This is a genomic window from Pelosinus baikalensis (assembly GCF_020819555.1).
Taxonomy (GTDB): domain Bacteria; phylum Bacillota; class Negativicutes; order DSM-13327; family DSM-13327; genus Pelosinus; species Pelosinus baikalensis.
The window spans coordinates 20,313-46,619 of the sequence record NZ_JAJHJB010000019.1 but is presented as its reverse complement, the minus strand read 5'-3'; the positions used below and the strand labels follow the sequence as shown (position 1 = coordinate 46,619).

Here is a 26,307-nt window from a genome sequence, read left to right as displayed (position 1 = left end):
TCCTCTTATTTTTTCATTTTTTTATATTCTCTTTAAACGTTAGCATATTAAGTACACTTGAAAAGTTTACATATACACATTTACATTTAAAAGTTTTATCACAAAATATTTTTCTCCCCTTTATTGCTTCCATCATCAATATCACATACCCGTATTCTTCCGGTAGTCCCATTAATTTCTATCCAAAGTCCATCCTGCAGCACATGAGTTGCCATATCGTTAAATACCACTACAGGGATTCTATATTCTCTGGCTACAACCGCTCCATGTGAAAGAATGTTGCCATAATTCATTACAAGACCACTAACTACGCCCAACATAGGTGTCCAACTTGGATGAAATGTCGAAACAACAGCAATATCGCCGCTACGAACTTTACTTAAGTCTGCAATCGACGAAATTGTCCTCACAGGTCCGAGCGCTTTGCCAGGGCTTATACCAGTTGATTTATAATTCTTTTTTAAGCCGCTTTTCTGTAAACGAATCAAGTCGCTATCCTTTATTAAATACGGCGGCGCAATTTTGATATTTTGCAGGTAAGCTTTTTTCCTTTGCTCCACATCACTTTCCCAATCCTTCGTATATGGCGGATCATTACGATCTTCTAAATCATATATTTCATCGATAGTAAGATGGAATATATCGGCAGATACCTGAAGGATACCTTTTTCAACTAGTATATTTCCTATGGAAAGCAGGATTCCCCGTAGCAAAACCCAACTTTTGTCAAAATAATATCGCTGATTTTCCCTCAAGGTCATATACTCAGTTGTGAGCTGTATTATTGTATTTAGTTTCTTCTTCTCAATTATTTTTGAGAGGATACTTTTATTGGAACTTGCTAGTACTCTATCAATAAAAAGTGACTGCTCTATTTTTTTAGCTGCATCCGATATTTTACTATTACATACTGAATTCACGGGGTTTATGATTAATTGTTTCATCAGCTCCAGCACAATAGCCGGTTCTTCCACCCAATGAGGGGTATATAGGTCATCGCAAGACGTTCCCCGATGACCATGTCTTTTGATAAAATCGTCAAACTGCTTTCGAAACTTCTCTCTTTCACAAGTCCCTTTCATTGTTTCGTATATTTCATTGGCATCCGTTTTGCAGAAGATCTCCCGAATGTCAGTGCATGAATTTGCTTTCATAGCTAGCTGCAAAAGCTCATCATTCGATTGCATTGTCATGTTTTTTGAATCATTGGATTCAATGATTCTTGCAATATTCTCTTTTACCTCAGGTGTATCAGGAAGATATGCAGTCAGCAGCTTATAGCATACTTGTGCCAACCCCAAGAATCGGAAATGGTCTTTACCAATGTAATTGCAGAAGACATTGGTAACTTTCTTAGCAAGCCGGATAAGATCACCAATGTTCATAGCAGCTGTATCATAGCTGGAAAATTCCTTAATATATCCTTCATATCTGTCCAAACGCTTATACCACTTTTTATACCCGCAAAACATAAGTCGTGTAAGCTTCAGTTTTTTGCTGACATCCTTACATATCGGGGTATCAAATGGAAGGTTATCAAAGACTTCCCTCTGAAATTTGTGATTCCAATATACCCTGTTAAAGTAAAATAAAAAGGGTTTTTCCTTGCATGATTTTCCTTCAAGCTTTGTATAAAAGCTGAGATATACGACCTCTTCCCAAGACTCAAGCAGTGAAAGATAACAAGTGCTTGCCGGTTCAGAATACCTGTCGAGAAGACTGCACTCAACATTCTCTGGAATATCAAAGTTATAAGGTATACAAGGCTTGGAAGCACTATCTTCTTTAACGGTTACTGGGCGGCATTGCAGGATGAATAGTTTATGATCCTTAATTGTCCATTCTACATCACACGGCTCCCCTAACCATTCTTCCAGCAAAGTTCCAATTTTTGAAACCGCGAATAATTCCTCTACAGACAAACAAGGCGCTGCCCAGTCCACTTTTTCTATACTCTTTACATCGATAGACAGCGAATGTCCCCCAATGCAGTATTCAACCTTTTTATCGGAGATATCTGAGGAAAGTATATTCCCCTGTCTGTCTACAATAAATTTATCCGCTTGAGTTATTCCTTCCACAACAGCAAAGTTCAAACCGGGATACGCCTCAATAACCATTTCATTACGATTTCCGGTTACGGGGTTTATGGTAAATATCACACCAGCTTTTTCCCCGCTGATCATTTCTTGAATAATGAGTCCCATCCCTACTGCTTCTAAATCGCATTTCTTTCTGTAGACCAATGCTCTTTCACAAAAGTAAGATGCCCAACATTTTTTTATGCTCTCAAAAAAACTCTCTACATCTTTTATGTTAATGATACTCTCATATATCCCTGCGCAAGAATACTGTTTTTCATCTTCATCAATTGCTGAGGAACGTACAATTATTGCATCGCACTTCCCATTTTGAGCAATTTGGTTCCAAACTGCATTCAAGTCCGTACGCAAATCGTCAGGAAAGCTGCCCGCAAGGATTTTTTCGCTGCTTTCCATGCTATTGTTTGTCGTGGTTATACCATTAAAGCTGCAAAACTTTGTGAAAGCTTCAACAGATAAGGCATATCCAGCGGGGACATCATACCCCTTCTGTAATAGCCCAGCAAGCCGAATTGTTTTCATTCCAAACAATTCCCCGTCTTTATTTTGGATATTTTGAAGGCAATTATAAATACTTCTCATAATTCCATCCTCAGATCTTGATATTTTAATATTCCTGATAAGGTATCCGTTGTAAAGGCAGGTGGTATTACGCCTGCTTTTAATGGCTCATTGTTTCTATTGATCCACAGAGTTTTAATATTTAATTTCCCTGCCCCATAAAGATCATCAAATTGCGAATCTCCGACCATAAGAATCTCATCATACTTTTTACCGAGCTTTTCCAATGCGTGTAAAAAAATTTTGTTATCAGGTTTATTGGCTTTTGCATCCTCTGATGTAATCACAAAGTCAAACTCGAATTTCTGCCTAGAAATGGATTGCTTTACTATATAGTTATCAGCATTTGTTAACAGTCCAACGGAAAATTGAGTTTTAAGCTTATTTACAGTATCATGAGCATCAAAATACGCGATTGGCGAACTAAAGAGATCAAAAATTAATTCTGCAAATTCGTATGAAAAGTCATTTATGTGAAAGGACTCGCATGTTTTCTGCAAACTTTGGCATAACAAATCAATCCCTAGTTTGAAAATCCCTCCTGAACTTAATACAGCCCTATTTCTGTTGAATTTGCCATAGAATTTATCAGAATCAATCTCTGGATGTGAATTTCTCAGGTAACATCCAAGCCATGTCCTTATTTTTTCATATGGCTGGTGTAATTCAACCAAGGTCATATAATAATCAAAGCAAATTACGTTTGGCTGTTTCATTTCACGTACTCCCATCAGTATTAGATATTCATCCAAGCTTTCTATGCCTAATTTAACTCTGGCAAAACAAATATTCCTGTTAGAATTTGCGCATCCTATAATGACCGCTGCTTGGCCGCCCCTAATGATTGTACGGGTGCGTGATGACCATCACCTTTAAGCCGTCTGACACAATCATCTGCAAGAATATCTCGATTCAAAATCTCCAAATCAATCCCTTGGGACTGAATGGGTGTACTTAGCATAACAAATTGCATGGTATCGCCACACAAAGTAAAAAGTTTTTTCGTACTGTCATAAAACGCAGGGACTTTAGGATTCTGAGAGTAGTCAAAGGATTCATTACTAAAGTAGGCTTTTATTGTGAGACTGTTGCCAGCCAAATTCGACGTAATGATTAAATCATTTTCCAGTCGCGAGGCAGAACAATCTTCCATGCTAATATTGTATAATTTCACCAAGTCGCTGGAAGTCAAGTCAGTAATGATGTCATTGCCTTCACCATTACCCCACCAAAAGACATTAGCACCTCCTCCTCCACTGAGAATGTTACTACCGCCGGATCCACCCCAAATTTGGTCGTTGCCGCTGCCTCCCTCAATGATGTTGTCGAAGCTGTCTCCGCGCAGAATGCAGTTCCCAGACTCAAGTGTTTTGATATGACATATAGATACCCACCGATTCGTAAGCCATTGAAAACTCTCTTCAAATAAATTAATTTCGGCATCATGTCCATCATTCCAAACATAAGCTATGTTATCATTACATATAAATGTTTGAATCCTATTTTCTGGATTTTGATGATACCAATTTTTTATATCAAGCACAGCATTTCCGGCACTAATATGAAGATCCCCGTCTACATTCGAAGCGAAATAATCTTGGCGGCTCACATCGTATAAATAAAGAACATCTCCCTTGTTCTTTTCGCCTCCGTCTAAGATGATGTCATGAGCATCAGAATCTCCCCCTATCATCCCCCACCAATAGACATCAGCACCTGCGCCTCCACTGAGAATGTTATTGCCTCCTGGGCCGCCCCAGATCTGATCGTTGCCGTTACCGCCCTCAATGATGTTGTCGGCATAGTTTCCATGTATAATGCAGTTTCCGGAATCCAGTGTCTTGATATGAATCACAGTTCCCAAAACGTCATAAATCGGTTTATAACACTCACTAAAAAGATCAAGTCGAGCACCTTTGCCATCATTCCACAAATAGGCTGTATTGTCATTAAAGATAAATATCTGAATTCTGTGTTTAGGTTCTTGATGATACCAATTCCTTATATCTAATTGGGCACGTCCTGCCGCAATATGAAGATTCCCATTTTCATTCGATACCTCACACTCTTGACGGCTCATATTGTACAAGCATAGAAAGTTCCCTTTGTGTCTCTCGCCCTCGTCTAAGATAGTGTCATGTCCGCCATTCTTATCCCACCAAAAAACATTAGTACCTGGTCCTCCGCTGAGAGTATTATTCCCCCCCGGACCTCCCCAAATTTGGTCGTCTCCATAACCTCCTTGTATAACATTATCAAGAGAATTCCCCTTAAGAATGTCATTACCGCCACCGCCGATAATTTTGGTGACCTCATTATTATATTTGACGTCACTAAGGTCTATCAGTTCGCCAGTATTATTGCAATATACAGTGGTACCAACACGAGTAGCCATAAATTATCTACCTCTTTTCATTTATTATTTATAACTGAAATCATGAATTCTTAGGTGATTCATGTATGGGTAAGACCAAATTACACATTGGCCCCATTAGTATCCAATCCTTGGCAAGCGGGACATATATACGAGGCTGTACTGCCCGATTTAATTTTTTGAATGAGTGTCTTGCATATTGGACATGGAAGATCCTCCCGATAACCTACAAGAAAGTCCTTAAATCTGCCTGGCTGGTTGTAAAGATCCTTTTCGTAAGCAAGCCCACCAAGTTTAACTGCCCCCTCAAGAGTTTCTATAATACTCCGATAGAGCAAAAACTTCTCAGCTTCCGACAATGTTTGCAATTTCCTATCGGGATGTATCTTGGCCCTAAACAATATATCCTGAACATATACGTTTCCTATACCGGCAATATTGTTCTGATTGAGTAGATAGTTCTTAACTGAACCTTTTCTGCCTTGGAGCAGGTTTATAAAATGTACTTGTGTAAATTCGGGGTCCCTTATAGGCGTAGGGCCAAGCTTTGCAATCCCCTTATGGCTTCCCCAATCTCCTTTATCAACGCAGTGTATATATCCAAACCACCAGAAGCTGATGGTTAATACTCGTTTATCATGCATATCTATCCTCAGCTGATACTTTGAAGGCAGGTCATGATCATTTTCATGAAGAATTACGTTTCCCCCCATACCCAGATTCAAAAAAAGTCCAACACCGTGGTCAAGCCTTGTGATAATCCATTTCCCTCTAGAGGATACCTGCTCTACACGCTTGTTTGACAATAGCTTTATAAAATCAGCTGCAGGCATATTAATACACTTTTCTTGCATCACATAGATATCTTTGATTATTGTGTGCTGCAGTTCTTGATTCATTTGCTCGGATAAATTAATGATCTCAGGTAATTCAGGCATTTTCATCAACTCTCTTTATCAAATCATTCACCATGGCTTGACCGCTCTAGCAGCAGAAACCCATCCTGTCTCCGCAATGGGAGTAGTGACCTTTAACAAGGTAATTTACTAATTTTCACCTTTCTAATGGCATTATTGGCATAATCAGCAACATATAAAAGCCCGTTCTTAGTATCCGCAACCATGCCCGCAGGAATATTGAAGCATGTCTGCTCATCAGGTTCTTTTTTATCACAATAACCGGGCTTACCATTTCCTGCGAGAGTTTCAATTCGATTCGTCAAAAGATTCATTATTCGTATACAGTTATTGTCAGCGTCTGCTATCAATAGATATCGATCTAACCAGAGACTGATCCAATAAGGGCCGTTCAGCTTCGCTTTTAGGGCATTTCCCCCATCCCCGTCATATCCTTGCTCTCCTGTACCGCAAATTGTATGGATTGTGTGTTCTCTGACAGCTACTTTTCTTATGCAGTTATTTCCATAGTCGGCAATATAGATAAATTCTCCATTCTGTGTAACCGCCAAACCGTAAGGACGATCCATTGCCGCTTCCAGGGGATTTTTTCCGTCACCCTTATAACCGAACTCGCCTGAACCAGCTACCGTAGATATGATTCCGTCTTTCGTGATTATCCGAATTACGTTGTTTCCATAGTCGTTTGTATATACATTGCCTACCTTATCTACAACAACACCGCCAGGACGGCTCAACTTGGCCATAGCGGCTTCTTTCCCATCTCCCTCATACCCTTCCAAACCGCACCCTGCCAAGGTTGAAATAGTACCGTCCTTATCAATTTTTCTTATGCAATGGTTCCCCGTATCGGCGATATATATATGATTCTCTGATGTAACAGCTATACCGCTGGGCTTATTTAGCTTCGCTGTTTGTGCAAAACCATGATCACCAAAGTATCCATACGTTCCATCCCCTGCAACGTTTTCAACAATTCCATCTTTCCTAATTTTCCTTATCCGATGATTTCCGCGATCTGCAAAAATGATTTCTTCTTCATTTATCAAGTCAATTCCGTATGGCTCTACTAGTCTAGCACTGGCAGCATAACAGCCGTCTCCGCCATACCCCTTTAATCCTGAACCGATAACAGTTGACACTTCGGCCTGCTCATCATTAGAAATTATATATATATTATCAGTTGCAGCAGCCACTTGGTTTCGTCCTCTTTTTTTTGCCATTGCGAGAGCAATCTCCGCCGATTTTAACAATAATTCCATACTATTTATTCTTCCGCCATAAACCGCTAGTCCAAAACTGACAGTCATAGGCACCTTAGCGTATAATGAATCTTCGCTTATAAACCTCTGCTTCCTGAAGCTTTTTCGTAAAGAGTCCAATAAAATCGAAAGTTCTTCCTGCTCCTTTCCCGAAAAAACAAGGATAAACTCATCTGACTCATATCGTCCGGCAACGGTGCCTTCACATTTCGAAAAAAAGCTTGCTATCCTTTGCAGTATACGATCCCCTTCTTCATTGCCAACTTTAGAATCAACATTTATAAAAAAATCAACATCTGCCAAGGCGATTCCCACTTTACGTTCTTGCTGCACCAATTGAGAAATATGAGATAAAACAGTATGCCTGTTCCATACGTTAGTTAGCAAGTCAAACTCGTTACTCATCTACAATCCAGCCCCTCCATCCAGATAAATTACCGATCCGGTCAGATACTCCGGTGCCAGTTCATCATCTGCCAGAAACTCCACCATTTTAACTACTTCACCGACCCGGCACATTCGTCCAATAGGAACTCCTTGAAGAAGTTTTTCCTTTTGTTTGTCCGTCAGGCTGCTTGTCATATCTGTTTCCACCCCGCCTGGCGCAATCGTATTTACACAAATACCATAAGAAGCAACTTCTTTTGCAAGGGATCGAGTAAATCCAAAAAGTGCAGCTTTTGAGCTGGAATAATTGGTTTGTCCTGCAATCCCGGTTGCTCCGCTTATGGAACTGATATTTATTATCCTGCCGGATTTTTTTTTGAGCATATAAAAAATGGCAGCCTGTGTTAGATGGAAGGCACCTGTAACATTAGTATGCAAGACTTCATTCCAATCGTCAGCTGCCATAAAAATTATGGATTTATCTCTACGAATGCCCGCGTTATTTACAACAATATCAACGCCGCCCCATTCTTTTACGACTTGAGCAACCATAGCTTTTACCTGCTGCTGGTTTTTAATATCTACTTGATGAGCCCAAGCAATCCCTGGAAGATGTTTTGTCTCACTTACAACCTCATCAGCCGCCACCGTATTTTTTGAGTATGAAAATGCTACTTTTGCACCTTTTTCAACCAAGGCAGCCACAATCCCACGTCCAATTCCTCTTGTCCCACCGGATATAATTACAGATTTTCCTTGTAAAGACACTTTTCTCCCCCCCTATAAATTGCCTTCCTGCTCTTTTACTGCACTTGTCAGGCATTTTTATTTTTACTGGTTTCTTATAAATGATTGCAGCCGCATGAAAGGCTGGTCGGAATTAACAACCTCTCTTAATTTTTCTTCCTGGAAAGGACCCAGTATATCACTATTCAATATTTTTTTGCTCATGCTGAGCGTAAGCTGTGAATAATTACTTAATCGATCGGCCACTGATAATGCTTCTTTTTCTAGTTCCTCTACACTCGTTATCCCATACAGCAATCCCCACTTGTCTGCCTGTTCTGCGTTGATCCGATCGCTTGTTAGTACCAGCATGGATGCTCTCGATACTCCTACCAATTTTACAAGAAGATCAATTCCCCCATCGGCGAGCAATCCGCCATACTGAGGGTCAGGCAGCCAGAACCATGTGTTTCTCGCAGCAATTCGCAGGTCACAGGCCAATGCAATCGATGCCGCAGATCCTATAACCGGGCCTGAAAGAGCTGCAATAAATGTTTTTTCGGAGGACAATATCCTGCTGTTGATCTGATAAACTTGTGTTACAGCCTTATACACATGATCAGCCAAACGTTCTGGGCAGTTCCGATCAAAAAAATTACTTAAATCTAAACCTGAGGAAAAGCCAAAGGGTTGTTTACTGAGAATTACAACGACCTTTATCAACTCCTGTGATTCCATGAAACAAAGGCTTTCTACTATTTCTTGAAGGAAGTCGTGATTAAGGCTGTTCACTCTGGGGCGATTTAGCCTTAGCACTCCAACATTATTGATTATATCCACCTCAACGTGCACAGCCGGTACCTCCATCTACCATTTCAAAAAACGAATCCAAGTGCTCCCAAAATGCTGTCTCGTTGAAATATTCGGGATAAATCGCATCGCCTTGCATCTCAACAAATGGAATTCCTGCATTCTCCAGACTACTTCGTAAAAGGGGAACAGCAGGAGGCAAAAATCTGCAATTTCTTTGGGAAAAATGTACCACGCCGTCAATCTTCAAGGTTCTGACATAATGCAATATGTTATTGATTCGATTTTCAACGGAGAAAAATGGTGAGGATACGATCCTCTTTGCCAGGTCCTCAAAGAACCTTTCATACGTAAGGTATTGATGCGTAAAATCAAATAATTCCTCAAATACAACCCTGCATTGGTATCTTTTTTCCATATCCCGCAGCAGGCTGTTACGATATAGTGGAATCATCCCTAGCCAAAGCAGCCTGGGTATTTTTTCTATTTTATAATCTTTTACTCGTTCTTGTATGGAAGATTTTAAATCCTGCAATATTTGCAAGGTTGGCAATTTGCCAAAATCATTGTAAAGAGTAAAAAGCTTAAAACTTTCCATGCTGTCCATAATACCAGGATAACTTATCCTCAAATTATCAATTTCTTCTTTGATTGCCATCGCCTTGTTTGATGCTGCAATAACCTCACCCAAACTTGAAATAACACGATACTTCCCTTCTAATTCTTTGTAGAACGCTTTCAATTGAACAGCTGCACATCGTACTGTACTTTCCTCTACGGTTTGCACAATATCTACAAAGTAAAACGGAATTTTGTATTTAGCCGCTGCGGCACGACAATACATCCAAGCATCATCACAAGCAAAACTGGAAGCCACAAATCCTGAAGGTATAGGAATAATCTTATCTGCAAGCAGCGAATGAAAAAGTGCTTGATAGGAACACCCGCATGCTGGCATACCAGATAGTAAACTCATAACACCAGATGCGGAGATAATTCGGTTGGCTGCTGCAAATCCAGCCATTCTTTCAATAAATACAACTTCTGCGTCAAACAGTGCTATTATTTCACCAGGCACATAAAAGGTTGCTGCAAGGTAGGGTTTACCATCTTGAATATGGTCAAAGGAGTTTATCTGCTCTTTTAAAAACTTTCCCATGTAGGATTCTAACTTAGCATCATGGAATCTTCTAGCTAAGTCCATTCGATGTCGGAGTTGGTTCATAGCTTTACTCCTTTAGCCAAGAAACTGCTGTCATATAATAGGTTTGAAGAACACACTCTGTGTCATCTGCTTTCGGGAATTTACCTCTGTTCTCATCGTTAAACTCTGTTAGTCCCCATTCATTTTTTTCGTTATACATCTTAGGACAGAGAACCTGTTTCGCTAGAGCATTTACATATTCACCCGCAAACCAAGCCCCTTCTCTTTTTCGAAGGTCAGCGGGAAAGGTGCACCATGCATTATGAACTGTCATATCTTCCATCATATTCCTCTGGCTAAATGCATCTCCTCTAAACTCCCGAGAGAAGCTTTCCTCTGCTCTGCCACTTAGATTCGCTATTTCTTCCGTCAAATTACCCCATTGTTTCAAAAGTGCCGAAGTAAATATTGGGCCTCCTTTTATTGGAACGCGTAGTTGAAAGATAAATAAATGCGGATATCTATTCTTAAAATATTCGTATAAATATAGAGATAAATTGCAGCAATTTATCATGACCAATCCATCCAGATTCCCTGAATCAATGGAATCGAGGATCGTGGTCGTTTTTTTGCATAGCTTAACTGTGCCCAGCCTTCCATTTCGACCATGGTTCCATACTATTTGCACCGGATGTATATTTTCTGCCTTCATGAGCGGTGGAAATGTAAATGGACAGTACCAGCCGATCTTTGGTACACTGCTTTGCATTTCACATTCCCGCCTTATTTGTCAGTATGGTTTTTTGCATAAATCGCTGCCCCTAACGCTCCTACGATTTGCGGCTCTTGGGGTATATAAAAGTTATCTTCTAAATGCCTAGATATTGCTTGAATCAATCCCTGATTTTTTGCAACGCCTCCCGTCAGGGCAACAGGACCTTTAAGCCCCACAGAATTCACCATACTCATAAGGCGCTCTCCTATCGCCTTATGAATTCCCGCAATTATTTCCTCTTTAGGGCACCCCTGAGCAATCCTAGAAATCACTTCGGATTCGGCAAATACGGTACATATGCTGCTGATGGCTTGTACTTTTTTTGCCGTCAGCGATAACTCTCCCAGCCTATATACTTCGATCCCCATTGCCTGTGCCATTACCTCTAGGAACCTTCCTGTCCCCGCCGCACATTTATCATTCATAACAAAGGTCTCAACAAAACCATCTTCAAAAACGCGAATCACTTTACTGTCCTGCCCACCTATATCAATGATGGTTCTTACTTCAGGAAATATTTGATGTATCCCCATCGCATGGCATGAGATCTCCGTAACAGACCTGCATGAACTTGGGACACTCTTTCTTCCATACCCCGTTCCTACAATCTTTGTTATGTCTTTTTCAGTTATGCCTGCAATCCTGCAACCTTCTTCAATCGCTCTATTCGCAGCCTCTTTATAGTCGAAACCGCTTTTCACAATAGAATATCCCTTTATATTACAATCATCATCGATCAGCACTGCATCGGTGCTAACAGACCCTATATCAATTCCTAAAAACACATTACACCCTCCCAAGCGTCTCTTGGAACGCTTCCATCCGCAGTTTCATCTGCGCCTCCGAAAATCCCCTTGGATCGATACAGTCACCTGATAATTCTAGATAAGGTATCCCCAAATCATTTGCCAGTTCCCGTATTTGCCATGAAGATCCGGGAATAGCGCGGCAGCCGTTGTGCATAAAGTGAATCATTCCGTCTATTTCGTATTCTTCAATCAGTCTTTGGTAAATCCGTTTGCGCTCTTCAGCGCTGCCCAAGTAAAAATGAGATAAAGCCCTGCTGGCAAGACTCTCCATTGGCTTATTCAAATCATATTCTTTCCAATATATGTAGCCCGTAATGTCTGCAACAATCCAGCAGTTCAGTTCTTTTTCAAGATATTCCATAATGCTGTTGTTATACAATGGTGCAAAATGGATCCACAGCAAGCGCTTCTTTTTTTTATCTGGAACGTCGTCTTGTCTGCCCAACTCGAGCAATTGTTCATAGTAAGCCTTTGCAACTTCTACACCTAAAGATGATCCAAATAAAAACGTTGCGCCGAACAAATTCCGTAAGGACAGATGTCCTGGAAACAGCGGCCTGCCCTTACGAAGCTCAAATGCTTTAATCCAATACTCTCTTGCCTGGTTTGACATGGAAAGAGCCTCTGTCAGTTTATTTGATTCAATAGGCCTGCCAGTATAGTCCTCAATCCATTTGAAAAGACGCGTATATTCGTTAACCATGTATTTACTATTTGTATCACTATTGTAAAATGGAGTGTTAAGTATCAGCGTATCTGCCCCGTAACGTTGTGAAAAATACTTCACTACACCTACTCCGCCATCGCAAAGATGCGATGATACTGCCGCGCCTTGAGGATGCGGTAAACCGCCATCTTCTATAAGCCCCAATGTTGCTTTGTGGTATGAGCACAGCGTCGAGCTAAACCCCCTGCCTTCACTTTTTGATATATAGTCCTTTGAAAGTCCTAAGGTAGCAAGCCACCCGGCCACCAGTTCCATATTTATCGGAAGTAATCCAGCAGCATAGAATGGCTCTGCAGTCATTACCATATTCGTCCAAACAACCTTTTCGGGATTGTCCCAAACAGCTTTGGTAAACATTTCAAACTGATTATCAACGACTTTTTGTATAGCCGTTAAGGGTTGTCTGGATATAAAGGCTTTAGTCAAGCGCATCTTCTGTGTAAAAGCATTCGCTCTATTGGCTGGACTATTTTCACTATTGGATTGTGTAATTCTTCTGCTTCGGTTGTTAAAATTAAGGCTTTCAATAAAGGCCTCTATCCTTGTCGAAATCTGACCAAAGCCATTGGTACGATAACTTTCCTCCAAGCCGATTACCGGAATACCATGTATTGCACACTCTTTTTGAACCGATGGGTAATGAAAAAGAAAACTGTCACAGTATTGTGATGATATATATACTAGCCCTGCCAGGCGGGAACTATTCTCAACTATGAAGGTTTCAAACCACTGAGAAAAATGTCCCATTCTTGCACACGGCTCGAGAAGCGACGGTTTGGACTTCCAAAGCAATTCGCCCTCATTCGCTGATTTTAAAAATTGGTAGTATTCCCGTAGAATCGCATCACCGTTACTCCTTGTATTGCAAAGATTCATCTGCACGGGATAACCCTCGGTAAATTCCACAATTTTTTCTCTCATTTTAGGAGATACAGCACTGCCTAATACATAGATAGACCCTTTTTCAATGGTATCGGGAGAATCCTCATCCTCCATCCATGTATAAAAATCCTGGGGACGTTTGACTGAAAAGTGCTCGCACATACTATCTACAAGCATTTCAACATGTTTCGCATAAAATTCATAGTCATTCCAACTAAACTCTCTCGGGAGTTCTAATATGTGGCAGAACATTTCCGGTTTCATGACTTTAATATAATCATATAGGCGCTGCATGCCGTTACAGCAGTTTGTAAGAACCAATCCGTCTATTTCTGCTGCGTCGATCATCTTCTGGCTGCAGCGAATATAGCTGCATATATTGATTGGCAGTATATCTTCTCCGATTGGGTCATTTATCATGACTTCGCTAAAAGATACTGTCTCGAAGCCAATCTTCTTTATCAGCTTGTCGGGAAAAAATGAGCATAAGTACCCAATTACAGGTTTGGCGTCGCTGTTTTTGCGTTTATTCACTTATCCGTATCCTTTCACGCTTTTCAACTGTTCTTTAAAGTATTCTAGTCGTCTGTTAATATTCTTCGGTGAATTTATTTCCTTAATCATTTGGGTATAGCCATCATTCAGTTCCTCCACAGTCATTTTGCGGGGAATTATCACCGGCTGAAAAATGGTATACATATCCCAATCATATGTTACTATCCTGTCTTGCTGCCTCATCTCACCAAAAGATACTGTCCCAGGATACGGAGTATTCACTGTAGCACTTGCCCCAAAAAGATTGGTTTCGCAAGCAAAATCCACAGTCTTTTGGAACACCTCTTTGTCATCCTCATCCAGCCCTATAATAAAGCTTCCCACAACCCCAATACCGTTTGATTGAATTCTGCGGATCGCATCCTTATAATTTGAGAATTGATGACTCTTAAAGTTATTCTCATCAATATTGACCAGATTTTCGGGATTAACACTTTCAAAGCCTATCAATACCTGACGGCACCCGCTCCTGTATGCTGTTTTAACGAATTCTTCATCCTGTCCGAAAGAAATATCACAGTTGGTATACCACTGCAGCCCATAGGATCTAATGATCTCTAACATTTTTTTGGAACGTGCCCTGTCGCAAAACAAGTTATCATCCGTAAAATAGATTGTCGCCCTTGGGTTTACTTTCATTACTTCCTGCAGCTCTTTTTCAACATTGTCGAGGTTTTTCAGCCTATATCCCTTGCCATACAAACTTCTCATATTGCAGAATCTGCATCCATGGGGACACCCTCTTGCGGTTTGTACAGGTATTATTCTTCTCCCATTAGGCGGGAGAAGTTTAAATGCTGGCGCAGGGGAATGATTAAGGTCGACCTTTCCTAAGGCCTGAGTATATCTTTTTTTTGCCTTACCATACGCAAAATCTTTTAAAAATTCAGGCCAAATATATTCGGTCTCCCCCAACAGCAGCGTATCAGCATGCAATTCTGCTTCCTCAGGGCACATTGCTGCATGTACCCCTCCCAACACTACATGAGTTCCAACAGAGCGATAATAATTCGCCCACATGTAAGCCCTTTTGGCATTCGGAGCAACTGTGTACATGGCAACAATATCAAATTTCTTATCTTTTTCTACTTCTTGAAATTCTTCATCCACTAAATCCACCTGATGACCAATACTGTCAGCTAAGCTGCCCAATACAAGAGCACCCGGAGTTACAATCCTCCATAGACTTTTACTTACGGCTATTTCCATTTCATCAAGCCAGTCTTTATTCCATTTTTTCCCATCTCCCGGACCATTTCCTTTTGGCACAAGTAAAAGTATACGCTTCAAGACCCCTACCGCCTCCTTATTGAACTGTAAATCTGCTTAAAATATTCCATCCTTTTGTAGGTTGCTTCTTCAGAATAAATCTGAGTCAATGTATGTTCGAAGCCATTCTGAAGTTCATTTACGGTCATCTTTGCAGGTTTCATTACCACATTCCACAAGGTATAGCTGCCCCAATGCTTACTAAGAATCCTTCCGTCACTTTCCAACCTGGAAAAGAACCGCGAACCAGGAAAGGGCGTTGGTACTGATATCATGGCTCCATACAAATTGTTTTCAAGTGTAAAATCAATCACCCTCTGAAACACCGATGTATCATCGTTGTCAAGGCCGACAATGAAAGTCCCCCATACACCGACGCCATAGGACTGTATTTTTCGTATTGCCTCGGCATACGTGCTTAGACGGTTGTATTTCCATTTTTCAAGACTTCGAAGAGATTCTGGCACGACGCTTTCAAAGCCTATAACAATTTTCCTGCAGCCAGAGGCAAACAGTTTATTCAGTATTTCTTCGTGGTCGGCCACGCTGACATCGGTATGAGTCATCCACCGAATACCTCCGCCTTTTAATTCATCCAGCAGCCGTAATGAAAAATTTTTGTTTACTAGCATATTGTCGTCTGTAAAATATATATGTGGATTGGATTTCAACTTTTTTACAGCCTCAATCTCCGTCAAAACTTTTTCCACGCTCTTATGCCTATACTTGGGCCCATATACTTTGGTTGAAGCACAGAACTCACAATCGTGAGGGCATCCTCTGGAAATCTGTATGGGGATTGTTCTATAGCTGTCCATCTTTAACAGATCATACCTGGGAATAGGTACATCTTCCATATCTATTTCATACTTGTTTTCATAGATCCGTTTAGGACTTTGTTTTGAGAAATCTTCCATAAACGCAAACCAAGTTTTTTCCGCTTCCCCTCTGAATACCGTGTCAAAGTACTGCAGTGTTTCTTCCGTTGAATTCGTGGGGTGCATTCCGCCACAAACAAGGTAAGTACCTTTTTCCTTAAAACGCCCAGCAAGTTCAAACGCTCTGGAAGCCTGCTGTGTCATGAATGACATAGCGACCATATCATAATATTTGTCCCATTGTATATTTTCAATTTCTTCATCTATATACACTATTTCATCAAAATATTTTTCTGCGAGCGCCGCTATGGTAAGCAACGGCGAATTAGGACAATTCATCAATTCTTTCAGTGAATCAATGCCATTTAACCGACGATAAATTTCAGCTGTATTTTTGTTTTCTTCATTTGTACCCATGGCTACGCCCTTGGGAGAAATAAGTGCTAAACGCATGTTATCCCACCTTATATTCAAACATTATATTGTCTCCCTCCAAGGGAGCAAAAACCTAGTTTTAAGTCCTCTTTCCCTGGCAGATTCTTCTCTTTCAATAAATAACCCTAGGCAGCCCCGATCTTCATTCGTGTATAACATCAATATTCCATCGCATCTTCCCTTTAAAATTTGGACTGCACTATATTGAAAAGCCGCCTCCATATATTTGCCCAGATATAATGGAACGGAAGGTCCCCGCACCTGAAGTTCCGTTACAACCCTTGATAAGGGTGTGCTGAGCATCACATTGGGAAATTTGCTCGGATTAACGCCTGCAACCCCCTGTTTTGCTAACAATGAGTTGAATTCTACAGTTGATTGATAGGCTCCGGTATTCGTAGCAATTACCACTCCAACCATTTGTGGAGATATTTTCTGTCCTCTAACACTCGCAAAAAGATTGCGTGCGACATGCACCGATATCTTGGTAAATCTATCCATAACCCTAGAATCCCGATGCGTAAAGAGCTTTTCATCAAACCCCCTATGGCTTAGGTATAAGATTTCTGTTATGCCCAGACCTTTCATCCCTTTTCCTCCGCATTACACTTTTCGCAAATAATAATTACATTGCTGCCGCCAAATGCAAATGCGTTAACCATGACTACACGCACGTCGCGCTTGGTATACTTCCCATATACTAAGGGCATCCAACATTCTGGATCAATATTCTCGCTATTGAATGTCGGAGGTATAATCCCAGAGAGAATCGCACCGACAGCTACCAAGACTCCAAAAGCACCCGAAGCCCCTCCCGTGTGACCGATTGCGCTTTTGGGGGCAGTAATACACATAAGGAGCAAATGATCGTCAAAATATTTGCGAATAATTTCAGATTCTATTTTGTCATTTTGTACAGTACCCGTTCCATGGGCAACGATCATGTCAACATCACTCTTTGTCAGACCAGCGGCTGAAAGAGCTTCATCCATGCCTCGCATAATTTCTGTTCCATCTTGTTTTATTTGAACGATATGGTAGGCGTCACTAGTTACACCTGCTCCTGACAAAAGACAATAAGCTTTATCCCTTTCATCGACGATCTTTTTCGATTTTTCTAATACAAAAAAAACGGCACCTTCTCCAACCATAATTCCCTTACGGTCTCTATCAAATGGTCTGCAGCCATTTGAATCAATGGCTTTCAGTCTTATAAATCCTGCATATGCCATCTGAGAAAGCATTTCAATTCCACCTGCAATAACAAGATCGGAATCATCTAAGTCAAGCAAGTCTTTGCCATAACTTATCGCCTGACTCCCAGCAGAGCAAGCATTACCAATAAAAATAGCGTTACAGTTAATTCCTGTGCGTAATGCGAGCTTATCTGCCAACGTTGAAAGGAATTTACAGCCTTCAGGCTGATCGCTATCAAAATACAATTGATCTGCCAGCCCTAATCCTGAACCTACCACAAGGGTAATCCTCTTGAAGCCATTTAAATCCCCACCCCAATCAAGGATAGCTGACGCAATGGCCTTTTCACCCATATAAAGAATTCTCTCTTCCGGAGAGATAAACTGTAAAGGAAGGCAAGCTTCTACTCCAGATGGATGATCAATCCCTAAATCTTTAAAACGAGTAAGTTCTTTTTCAACATTTTTTCCTGCTTTCAAACCGTTCCAAAACTCGTCAACACTACTACCATAAGGAGATAAAACACCTATACCTGTTATTAGGGCTCCGTCTTTCCTATTTTCCATCTTTAACAACTCCAAAAGACATTTGCCCTTCCCCAATTATCGTATCGCCCATTTTCACGCTAACCTTTGTTAACGCCATCTGCAAAGTTCCTTTTATAATTTCTACCTCAATGATAAGAGTATCTCCAGGTCTAACAACCTTCAGAAATTGGAATCTTTGTATTCCGCCAAGGGCAAGAAACTGATTTTCAGTACTGATATCTTTGTCTATGGAGTCTGAAAATAGAATGGATGCTGTTTGAGCAATTGATTCAAGAATTAATATTCCTGGATATACCGAATTCCCGGGAAAGTGCAGTGCCGAAAATAATTCGCCACCCGAAACATTTTTGACAGCCACAATTCGCTTGCCCTTATCAATCTCTAACACCTTGTCAACAAGCACAAACGGAGCTTTTTGTTCTAATATTTTGCAAATTTCATTAAATGAAAGCATAGTAACCTCCTGGTATACTGCTAATCGTTACATTGGATCGCCCCGGAAGAAAATCTTCAATCCAGATATTCCTTCGTGATAGCAATTACTTTGTTCAATGTAGTCATTTCCCGAAGTCTTTCAGGTTCAATAGTGATAGAGTATTGGTTTTCTACGGCCGCAAGAATCTCTAATGCCCTTAGTGAATCTATGCCTAAGTCTTCCATAAATGATGCATCTGGATCCAGTACTGATTCATCCACCTCAATAATCTGGGCTACAATTTTTCTAACTTCATTATCAATATTCACAACAATTCCTCCACTTTTTTTATATTGTCAATCCGGAATTAGTAACAAGAACAAGAACGGATACCTTATCATTATCAACACCTACTATTATCTGGGCAGCAATTTCTTTAAACGTTTCTTCCCAGAAATTTAGAGCAGATGCAATCTGAACAATTCCACTTGCCCCCATCCAATCTGTTTCCATGTATTCAATGGGTATTTCATATTTCAGGTCTCTGCAAACACCATCAGCCATCTCTCTTCCCTCTTTCGAAGGTAAATAGGTACTGAATCTCATACACTCAATCGCATGACTTGGTATCCTTTGAGCATCCAGAATATTTGTAATCAGTTCAACAATTTTCAATCGTATTTCTGCCAAACTATCTGACAAAAGTGACGTTGATCCGTATCCTGCAATTTCAACGATGCTCCGCGCCTCTGGTACAGCATTGCTTTTTTCTAAAAGCAAAATCCCACTTGCTTCTCCTATCTGATGATCATTTTCATGCATTAATGTCTGCAGTTCAGAAATCTCATCCGCCCCACCTGCCATAATCATCGAAGCTAAACCTGATTTGACATAATTATATCCAAGCCCTACAGCATCAAGAGCAGACGTATGACCATTGCACACTGTATGAATGGGACCAGCAACCGAAAGCTGGATGCTAACCTGACAAGCAGGAGAATTCAAAACAGTACTGGGAAAGAGTCCAGGATTTACAAATGCTGCACCTTTTTCCACAGCTACCATATCAAAGCTGTGTATACTTTCAATTGCCCCATATTTCGTTCCCCAAAAAATCCCATAATCATTACTGCTCCCTTTTTCAACATGTAAGCCTCGATTTTTCAATGCCAAACTTGCGGCACCAATCACCAATCTGCTTATCCTGTCGACATGTCTCAGTTCAAATCCTTCAAGAGCAGACTCATAGTCTGTATTGTCTATTTTAATGGAATTCCCAGGTGTGGTTTTTATTTTACCAATAATAAGACCTGCTGCAGAAATACATACTCCATTTTCTTCCAAGTTACATCATCCTTTTTTCACAATAATACTGCCAATTTGCCCCCCAAAGGCAAATGAATTCGAAATCACACAATTGATAGGTGCCTTCCGTGCCTTGTTAGGTACACAATCAAGCATACATTCCGGGTCGGGAGTTTCATAATTTATAGTAGGCAAAATGCAGCCATGATTCATCATCTGCAAGGATGCAACCAATTCCAAAGCGCTCGCAGCCCCCATAGCGTGACCAATCATTGATTTGATTGAACTAGTAGGAGGTATGCGCTCTGGTCCAAACACCCTGCTGAGTGCTTTCGCTTCCACTTTATCATTAGCAGGAGTTCCTGTTCCATGAGCAGATACATAATCAATCTCTCCTGGAAGGATTCTCGCCTCTTCTAAAGCCAGCTGCATGGCTCTTACTGCGCCATCTCCCTCTGGGTGCGGCGAAATCATATGATGTCGATCAGAAGTAAGACCAACTCCAATGATTTCGCCAAATATACGAGCTCCTCGTGCTTTTGCCGAGCTTGCCCTCTCTAATATCACGATGCCGCACCCCTCTCCAATCACAAGCCCCTTTCTATTACGGTCAAAGGGCCTGCACATGTCAGGTGTTAGCGAAAGCAATCTTTGAAAACCAGTAAAAGCCACTCGGGAAAATACATCCACTCCACCAGCTATAACTACATCCGCGCAGCCCCAGTCAATGAGTCTCTTGCCAAGAGCAATGGCATAATTTCCTGCAGCACAGGCCGTCGGGACGTTATATATTGGTCCTGATACGCCGATAGCTGCCCGGATGGAAGAAGCTATGTTGTCCGTTCTATACTGTCTCAAGAGCGTTTTGGGAATTCCCTGAACCCCTTTTTCATGACGAATTTCGGAAATTCGTTCCTCAACCTGTATTTCTCCCATCGTTGTTCCAATCGAAATCGCAGTGCGTCCATTAGGAAGCATTTCGGACGACAGTCCTGCACTTTCTAACGCCGAAAGGGTTGCACTAACGGCATAGTTAGAAGTCCTACCGTATTTAACCCTTATCTCTTCACTTACATTCCTATTCCATCTCTCATCATCTATCTTTGCACCTATTTTCACTCTGTAGTTTTTATTGTCTTTGTACTCCTCGATTTCGCCATATGATACTTTTCCTGCTGCAAGGGTATTCCAAAAATCTTCAAGGTTTAATCCCGCACTTGAAATTACCCCTATCCCAGTAATAACAACTGTATCCATTTGTCCACCTGCCACTTAAAATATAGACAACGAATCTATATCAAGAAAATTCCTGAGTAACTTTATATATTTTCTTGAAGCAGCTTCTCCTTTCTTTTTATCGTTTTTACAACAATAGGCAGCTTATTTTGATTTATATACTACTCACAATAAGAACAGATACCATCAAGACACGAATCGGTACGTATGACAGTCCTTATGCTTTGACAATGGATGTTAACTTCCGTTACTGCAACAAATCGCTGTTATTTATCTCTTGAGTTATACTTTTGTCGATATCTTTGCCAACTATCCTATCCTCCTTGGACTTAGCCGATCTGGTAAGCAAAGCAGGAATAACCCCACTTAAACAGATTAGTGATAGAATAACAAATGCATCATCAAATGCAAAAATAATAGGTTTCTTCTCCGCAAGCATACTTACCAGCCCCAAACTTTTTGCCTGAGCAATTCCCGAACCAAAGTCAAACTGTGCGTATAAATTATTCATATAGACCAGCATTTGCTTAACGCCATCTGACAGACAGCCTACTTTCCCGCATATGCTTTTGACGGTTACAATGCTCATGGTCATAAACGAAGCTTCGTCGTTGCTCCCCGCAGTATTCGCCAAATAATATATCTGCCTATTGTGAAGAATGGTTGTCAATATAGCAATCCCTATCGACGAGCTAATCTGACAAACTGAATTATTTAAGGATGACGCCCGGCTAACCTTTTGCAAGGGAACAGTATTTACACCAAGTACAGTAGCTGGTATAAAAAATAATCCCATTCCTAAACCGCGCATGATCATGACAAGCATAATGATTTCATAGCTGATATCCATATCAAGACTGACCAAAGGCAAAGAACTGATTCCAAGTATAGTGATGCCAGCAAGCACCACTGGTTTAGCGCCGAAATTATCGGCAAGTTTGGCCGCTATCGACATCGTCACACTGGTAATTATCGCCGATGGAAGCATTAAGATACCTGTCTGCATTGCCGTAAAATTATATACCCTTTGCAAAAACAGCGGTATGATAAAGACACCACCAATCATGCCAATAACCCCAATAAACACAATGATGGTGCTGCAAGTAAAATTCCAGCTTTTAAATAAAGCTAAATCAAAAATCGGGTTTTCATGTGAACTCTCAATCACTACAAAAGACGACAGACTAGCAAAAGAAATGCAAAGCAGCGTAATTATATATGTCGATGTCCAGCCATTTTCTACGCCCTTGCTCAGAGCTAAAAGTAAACAAAACAATCCCAGCGTCGAAGTGAGGAATCCTCCGTAATCGAATCGGCTCTTGCGATATAATGCGGGTTCCCGCAAAATCAGCATCGCCAGAATAAACCCTGCAATACCTATTGGTATATTTATAGTAAAAATTAGCCGCCAATCCCAGTATTCGACAAGATAGCCGCTAAGTGTCGGACCGATTGCCGGTGCCACCATCGCTGATATGCCCCACAGACCAAGCGCCATATTACGCTCTTTTTCTGAAAATGTTTCAAAAACTATCGTCATGGTGACAGGAAGAATGAGTCCGCCACCCGTAGCTTGAATAATCCGAAAAACGATCATACTGTCGTTACTCCACGCGATACCGCACAGTGCTGAACCTATGGTAAAAGCTGCTAGACTTATCAGATAGATCCGCCTCGTACCGAATAAGTCGCACAAATTGCCAGATACAGGCTGCAATACGCCTATTGTAAGCATATAAGCCGTCAAAATCCATTGAGCGCCTTTTATATCTACTGAAAAAACAGTCATCATTTTCGGAATAGCGATATTGACTATATTCGTGTCTAACAAGCTCATAAATCCGCCGATCATTGTTATTCCGAGCGCCCACCACTTATATTTTGGATCTGGAATCGCAAGTCGCGGAATAGTAATCACTATCGCACCTCCTTTAGTCTAAGTAGTCCTGCTTCATTACCTATATGACCAAACCTATATCCTATCACTTTTTCCTATAGACTTGTCTTAACCATTCATGAAAATATGTCATGTAGACACTGTCCTTTGATAAGAAATAGGCGACTACTCGTTTTCATTTCTAGTTCTGCCGCGTTAGCGTCATGGGTATTTTTCATCCTGCGTTTCCAGGTCACAAGCCGTTTTATTTTTTATTTTGGCATTCATAATCTCTTTATAATAATTAATTACATTATTGATTCGTTCCGATGAATTCAGCCTCTGCGACAAATTTTCGAACCCTCTTTCAAACTCATGCTTGGAAATACTTTTCAGCGTATACGTAAGTTTAAATCCGTTATACTTTGTCCAATCATTCGTTGTAATACGATTTTCCGTCTGAAGCATCTTATATATAGTTGTACCGGGAAATGGGGTTAATACCGTTATATTGGTTGCGTAAAGGCATGTTTCATTTATAAAGTTATACAGTATATCAAAGACTTCTTTTGTATCTTCATCCATCCCTACAATAAAGCTTCCCACAACTCCTATACCGTGGCTTTGAATTTCAGCAATAATTTGCTTATACTGCGCCCATTTTTTTAACTTCCATTTTGATTGGTTTATAACTACAAGATTTTTAGGTTCTAAACTCTCAAATCCAATCAGTAATCGTGAACAGCCTGACTTTGCCGCATTCTCAAGTAAATCAGGTTGATCAACTATGCTCGCATCTGTAAAAGCATACCACTTTAGACCAAATTTTTTCAAAATGTTCATTAGTTCTCTACCATATTCCAGATCCCTTAAAAAATTATCATCCGTAAAAAAGATAAAAGGATTTTGATAAAGATCCATTATTTTGATCAATTCACTTTCTACTTGCTGAATTGATTTTCTTCTAATCTTTCGTCCATAAAGTTTTGATGAAATACAAAAATTACATTGATGCGGGCATCCTCTTGATGTCTGTACTGGAATACTTTTATAGGGAAATTTTTTTGCCAAGTCATACCTTGGCACAGGACTTAAGTTTAAATTGGGAGGTTCAAGAGATTTATAAATTAGTTTAGGCTTTCCTCTTTTAATATCATCCAAAAATACAGGGAAAGTTTCCTCAGCTTCTCCAATGAATATTGCATCAGCGTGCTTTAACGCCTCCTGAGGAAGCACTGAAACATGGGCTCCTCCCATCATAACCAATACTCCATTTTCCCTTAGTTTATCAGCAAGTTCATAAGCCTTATAAGCTTGCGATGTTGATGGTGAAAAAAACGCCAATTGATAATCCAAATCAAGTACTTCAATATAGTTTTGGTCAATATATTCCACTTGATATTCTTGAGGCAGCATCCCTGCCATTGTCAGAAGGCTCAGATTTGGAGTAGACCATAACCTTTCCCTAGCTCGAAACTCCCATAATTCATCAAATTTCAAATTTTGTGCTTTATTGTCGAATGTTATCGAACTATTAGGAACAATAAAAACTGCCTTCACAATAACCCCCCTCGTAATTGGTCATTTTACAGCCCTGTATCAAAATGTATAGAGCATTCCTAGGCAAACTCTAATACATCGAGTCTTATATCCAATATAATGACACACGATCTTCTAGGTTGTACACATTACTGCTTATGCTTAATTATACTGTTATTTAATTCCAGATAATAGGTCCATCTTTATAGACCTAAATAAAAAAATAGGTCCCCTTTTAAGAACCCAAATAAAAAAGTTCTATTTTTAGAACTCAATACTTGCGAATTTCCTATTTTACTCCGCCAGTGCCGCCAACTCGATTAAAAATTCTTAGCGCACATAAATACGATTTTTTCTTCTATAAACTTCTTAATGTTTGTTTTGCGCGTCTTGTTGGTGAAATCTAAATCGATTAGTGTAGTTGGGGTCATTAGCGTTACATAAAATTAAAAAAAACGTCAGACAAAAAAATTCTTTATCAGACAATACACAATCAAAGCAATCGGTCGTTGTCAAGATAGTTGTCGCATAAACTTTTTGATGTGATATTATCCAAGTAGACACTCTGAAGTACGAAAATATATAATTTAAAAAAGGAGTGTCGAAAAGTGGGAAAGTAATCGAACGAAATATTAAAATTGCTTACGTTAAACAGATACTAGAAAATAAGATGACAACTAAGCAAGCCGCAAAAGAACTTAATGTAAATGCAGCAACTGTATGTGATTGGGTAAAAAAATATCGTACTGATCCTGAAAATGCCCTGCCTGGCAGTGGACATCAAAAACCAGACGATGAAGAAAATCGTAAGCTTCGAGAAAAGGTAAAACAACTCGAAGCCGAGGTGGATTTCTTAAAAAAGGCAACAGCGTACTTTGCAAGCAACCACAGGAAAATATGTAACGATAAAAAAGAATGGTGGTCAGATAAAAGTGAGCCGTGCATGCGACTTGCTAGAAGTATCAGCTATTATCGTTTGCTAAAAATTTCAACATATACGCCACTCGACCTATTGGGTATCAAAATATGTGAAATATTTAACAATTCACAAAGAACCTATGGCGTAAGGCGAATAAAAGCCGCTCTTAAAAATATCAGCATCAATATCGGCAGAGGCACTATCAGAAGTGAACTCGTTTCAGCAAAGCTGAAACATCGGGGGTTCAGGTGGAGAGTCAACTCCACCTGAACTGACGCCGCCTATAGAGGCGGGAGTCTTAACTCACTGAATAAGATAAAATGAAGGAGTATGCTCTTTGTATGCAAAGCTACGAGAGCGCGGAAAATTGGACCTGTTGACAAATAGCTTTTTTCTCAAAAAAACTAAGATTTTTGCATATATTATCGTATAATCGAAAGGTCCATCCATTGAACCGAGGGCTTTAACTATTCTTTTTAAGTTTAAGGCCAACGTCGAAAGGAGGCACTCTTCACCAATGCGGTAAATGCCTCTTTTTGTAGCTCTTCTTAGATTATGCTCACGCTTGAGAACCGAAAAAGTTCCTTCACTCCAAATGCTTCGTAACTTTTTTAATAATTTATATCTAGGACTATGAACCTTTGCTGATTAGAGTGAAA

General features: G+C 40.3%; 22 protein-coding genes and 1 pseudogene. 1 reads left to right on the top strand and 22 read right to left on the bottom strand.

Annotated features, from left to right (window positions below; translation table 11 throughout):
* Positions 1-98 precede the first annotated feature (98 nt).
* The 21 genes from LMF89_RS14160 to LMF89_RS14060 form a co-directional block, all read right to left on the bottom strand.
* A complete protein-coding gene (locus LMF89_RS14160; protein WP_229535660.1) occupies positions 99-2,684 on the bottom strand; it encodes a PEP/pyruvate-binding domain-containing protein in 2,586 nt (861 codons plus the stop codon).
* The gene (locus tag LMF89_RS14155; RefSeq protein ID WP_229535659.1) at positions 2,681-3,394 is read right to left on the bottom strand and encodes an HAD family hydrolase; all 714 of its coding nucleotides are present in this window, start codon (positions 3,392-3,394) and stop codon (positions 2,681-2,683) included. Before LMF89_RS14155 ends, LMF89_RS14160 begins: the two co-directional genes overlap by 4 nt.
* Positions 3,395-3,474: 80 nt before the next feature.
* Positions 3,475-5,058: a calcium-binding protein gene (locus LMF89_RS14150; protein ID WP_229535658.1), complete on the bottom strand. Its 1,584-nt coding sequence runs from the start codon at positions 5,056-5,058 to the stop codon at positions 3,475-3,477.
* 80 nt (positions 5,059-5,138) lie between these two features.
* On the bottom strand, positions 5,139-5,981 hold the full coding sequence (locus tag LMF89_RS14145; protein WP_229535657.1) for an Fpg/Nei family DNA glycosylase: 843 nt from the start codon (positions 5,979-5,981) through the stop codon (positions 5,139-5,141).
* Positions 5,982-6,067: 86 nt separating this feature from the next.
* A complete protein-coding gene (locus LMF89_RS14140; protein WP_229535656.1) occupies positions 6,068-7,621 on the bottom strand; it encodes an NHL domain-containing protein in 1,554 nt (517 codons plus the stop codon).
* On the bottom strand, positions 7,622-8,371 hold the full coding sequence (locus tag LMF89_RS14135; RefSeq protein WP_229535655.1) for a 3-oxoacyl-ACP reductase family protein: 750 nt from the start codon (positions 8,369-8,371) through the stop codon (positions 7,622-7,624). It abuts the gene before it with no gap.
* A gap of 63 nt (positions 8,372-8,434) precedes the next feature.
* A complete protein-coding gene (locus LMF89_RS14130; RefSeq protein ID WP_229535654.1) occupies positions 8,435-9,181 on the bottom strand; it encodes an enoyl-CoA hydratase/isomerase family protein in 747 nt (248 codons plus the stop codon).
* Positions 9,171-10,364 carry a 2-hydroxyacyl-CoA dehydratase family protein gene (locus LMF89_RS14125; protein ID WP_229535653.1) on the bottom strand — a complete coding sequence of 398 codons (1,194 nt, stop codon included), beginning with the start codon at positions 10,362-10,364 and terminating at the stop codon, positions 9,171-9,173. Before LMF89_RS14125 ends, LMF89_RS14130 begins: the two co-directional genes overlap by 11 nt.
* 4 nt (positions 10,365-10,368) lie before the next feature.
* Positions 10,369-11,052 (bottom strand): hypothetical protein, encoded by a 684-nt coding sequence (locus LMF89_RS14120; RefSeq protein WP_229535652.1) that lies wholly within the window; start codon positions 11,050-11,052, stop codon positions 10,369-10,371.
* A 14-nt stretch (positions 11,053-11,066) separates the two neighbouring features.
* Positions 11,067-11,843: an acyl-CoA dehydratase activase gene (locus LMF89_RS14115; RefSeq protein ID WP_229535651.1), complete on the bottom strand. Its 777-nt coding sequence runs from the start codon at positions 11,841-11,843 to the stop codon at positions 11,067-11,069.
* 1 nt (position 11,844) lies between these two features.
* Entirely contained in the window at positions 11,845-14,010 is a 2,166-nt protein-coding gene (locus LMF89_RS26235) for a 2-hydroxyacyl-CoA dehydratase (RefSeq protein WP_229535650.1), read from the bottom strand.
* On the bottom strand, positions 14,011-15,321 hold the full coding sequence (locus tag LMF89_RS14105) for a B12-binding domain-containing radical SAM protein (protein WP_229535649.1): 1,311 nt from the start codon (positions 15,319-15,321) through the stop codon (positions 14,011-14,013).
* A gap of 5 nt (positions 15,322-15,326) precedes the next feature.
* On the bottom strand, positions 15,327-16,631 hold the full coding sequence (locus tag LMF89_RS14100; RefSeq protein WP_229535648.1) for a B12-binding domain-containing radical SAM protein: 1,305 nt from the start codon (positions 16,629-16,631) through the stop codon (positions 15,327-15,329).
* A gap of 24 nt (positions 16,632-16,655) precedes the next feature.
* Positions 16,656-17,201 carry a beta-ketoacyl-[acyl-carrier-protein] synthase family protein gene (locus LMF89_RS14095; RefSeq protein ID WP_229535647.1) on the bottom strand — a complete coding sequence of 182 codons (546 nt, stop codon included), beginning with the start codon at positions 17,199-17,201 and terminating at the stop codon, positions 16,656-16,658.
* Positions 17,198-18,376, bottom strand: coding sequence for a beta-ketoacyl-[acyl-carrier-protein] synthase family protein (locus LMF89_RS14090; protein WP_229535646.1), 1,179 nt, complete (start codon positions 18,374-18,376; stop codon positions 17,198-17,200). Before LMF89_RS14090 ends, LMF89_RS14095 begins: the two co-directional genes overlap by 4 nt.
* On the bottom strand, positions 18,366-18,812 hold the full coding sequence (locus LMF89_RS14085; protein WP_229535645.1) for a 3-hydroxyacyl-ACP dehydratase FabZ family protein: 447 nt from the start codon (positions 18,810-18,812) through the stop codon (positions 18,366-18,368). The genes LMF89_RS14090 and LMF89_RS14085 overlap by 11 nt, the downstream gene beginning before the upstream one ends.
* 56 nt (positions 18,813-18,868) lie before the next feature.
* Positions 18,869-19,102: an acyl carrier protein gene (locus LMF89_RS14080; protein ID WP_229535644.1), complete on the bottom strand. Its 234-nt coding sequence runs from the start codon at positions 19,100-19,102 to the stop codon at positions 18,869-18,871.
* Positions 19,103-19,121: 19 nt separating this feature from the next.
* Entirely contained in the window at positions 19,122-20,117 is a 996-nt protein-coding gene (locus LMF89_RS14075) for a beta-ketoacyl synthase N-terminal-like domain-containing protein (RefSeq protein ID WP_229535643.1), read from the bottom strand.
* Positions 20,118-20,123: 6 nt separating this feature from the next.
* Complete coding sequence (locus LMF89_RS14070) at positions 20,124-21,335, bottom strand: beta-ketoacyl-[acyl-carrier-protein] synthase family protein (RefSeq protein ID WP_229535642.1); 1,212 nt, start codon at positions 21,333-21,335, stop codon at positions 20,124-20,126.
* Between the two features lie 226 nt (positions 21,336-21,561).
* Entirely contained in the window at positions 21,562-23,232 is a 1,671-nt protein-coding gene (locus tag LMF89_RS14065) for a DHA2 family efflux MFS transporter permease subunit (RefSeq protein ID WP_229535641.1), read from the bottom strand.
* Between the two features lie 180 nt (positions 23,233-23,412).
* Positions 23,413-24,750: a B12-binding domain-containing radical SAM protein gene (locus LMF89_RS14060; protein WP_369412609.1), complete on the bottom strand. Its 1,338-nt coding sequence runs from the start codon at positions 24,748-24,750 to the stop codon at positions 23,413-23,415.
* Between the two features lie 577 nt (positions 24,751-25,327).
* Between LMF89_RS14060 and LMF89_RS14055 the strand changes: the two genes are divergently transcribed.
* Positions 25,328-25,918, top strand: a complete 591-nt coding sequence (locus LMF89_RS14055; protein WP_229535639.1) for a transposase — start codon at positions 25,328-25,330, stop codon at positions 25,916-25,918.
* Positions 25,919-25,951: 33 nt separating this feature from the next.
* On the opposite strand, the pseudogene LMF89_RS26230 reads toward LMF89_RS14055, so the two are convergent.
* A pseudogene (locus LMF89_RS26230) lies at positions 25,952-26,281 on the bottom strand (transposase); the annotation flags it as partial.
* Positions 26,282-26,307 lie beyond the last annotated feature (26 nt).

Excerpts from the sequence above, each read along its gene's own strand:
- LMF89_RS14095 (WP_229535647.1), bottom strand. The coding sequence starts at position 17,201 with ATGAAAGGTCTGGGCATAACAGAAATCTTATACCTAAGCCATAGGGGG.
- LMF89_RS14085 (WP_229535645.1), bottom strand. The coding sequence starts at position 18,812 with ATGCTTTCATTTAATGAAATTTGCAAAATATTAGAACAAAAAGCTCCG.
- LMF89_RS14145 (WP_229535657.1), bottom strand. The coding sequence starts at position 5,981 with ATGAAAATGCCTGAATTACCTGAGATCATTAATTTATCCGAGCAAATG.
- LMF89_RS14090 (WP_229535646.1), bottom strand. The coding sequence starts at position 18,376 with ATGGAAAATAGGAAAGACGGAGCCCTAATAACAGGTATAGGTGTTTTA.
- LMF89_RS14140 (WP_229535656.1), bottom strand. The coding sequence starts at position 7,621 with ATGAGTAACGAGTTTGACTTGCTAACTAACGTATGGAACAGGCATACT.
- LMF89_RS14100 (WP_229535648.1), bottom strand. The coding sequence starts at position 16,631 with ATGCGTTTAGCACTTATTTCTCCCAAGGGCGTAGCCATGGGTACAAAT.
- LMF89_RS14160 (WP_229535660.1), bottom strand. The coding sequence starts at position 2,684 with ATGAGAAGTATTTATAATTGCCTTCAAAATATCCAAAATAAAGACGGG.
- LMF89_RS14070 (WP_229535642.1), bottom strand. The coding sequence starts at position 21,335 with ATGGATACAGTTGTTATTACTGGGATAGGGGTAATTTCAAGTGCGGGA.
- LMF89_RS14120 (WP_229535652.1), bottom strand. The coding sequence starts at position 11,052 with ATGCAAAGCAGTGTACCAAAGATCGGCTGGTACTGTCCATTTACATTT.
- LMF89_RS14150 (WP_229535658.1), bottom strand. The coding sequence starts at position 5,058 with ATGGCTACTCGTGTTGGTACCACTGTATATTGCAATAATACTGGCGAA.
- LMF89_RS14125 (WP_229535653.1), bottom strand. The coding sequence starts at position 10,364 with ATGAACCAACTCCGACATCGAATGGACTTAGCTAGAAGATTCCATGAT.
- LMF89_RS14155 (WP_229535659.1), bottom strand. The coding sequence starts at position 3,394 with ATGGGAGTACGTGAAATGAAACAGCCAAACGTAATTTGCTTTGATTAT.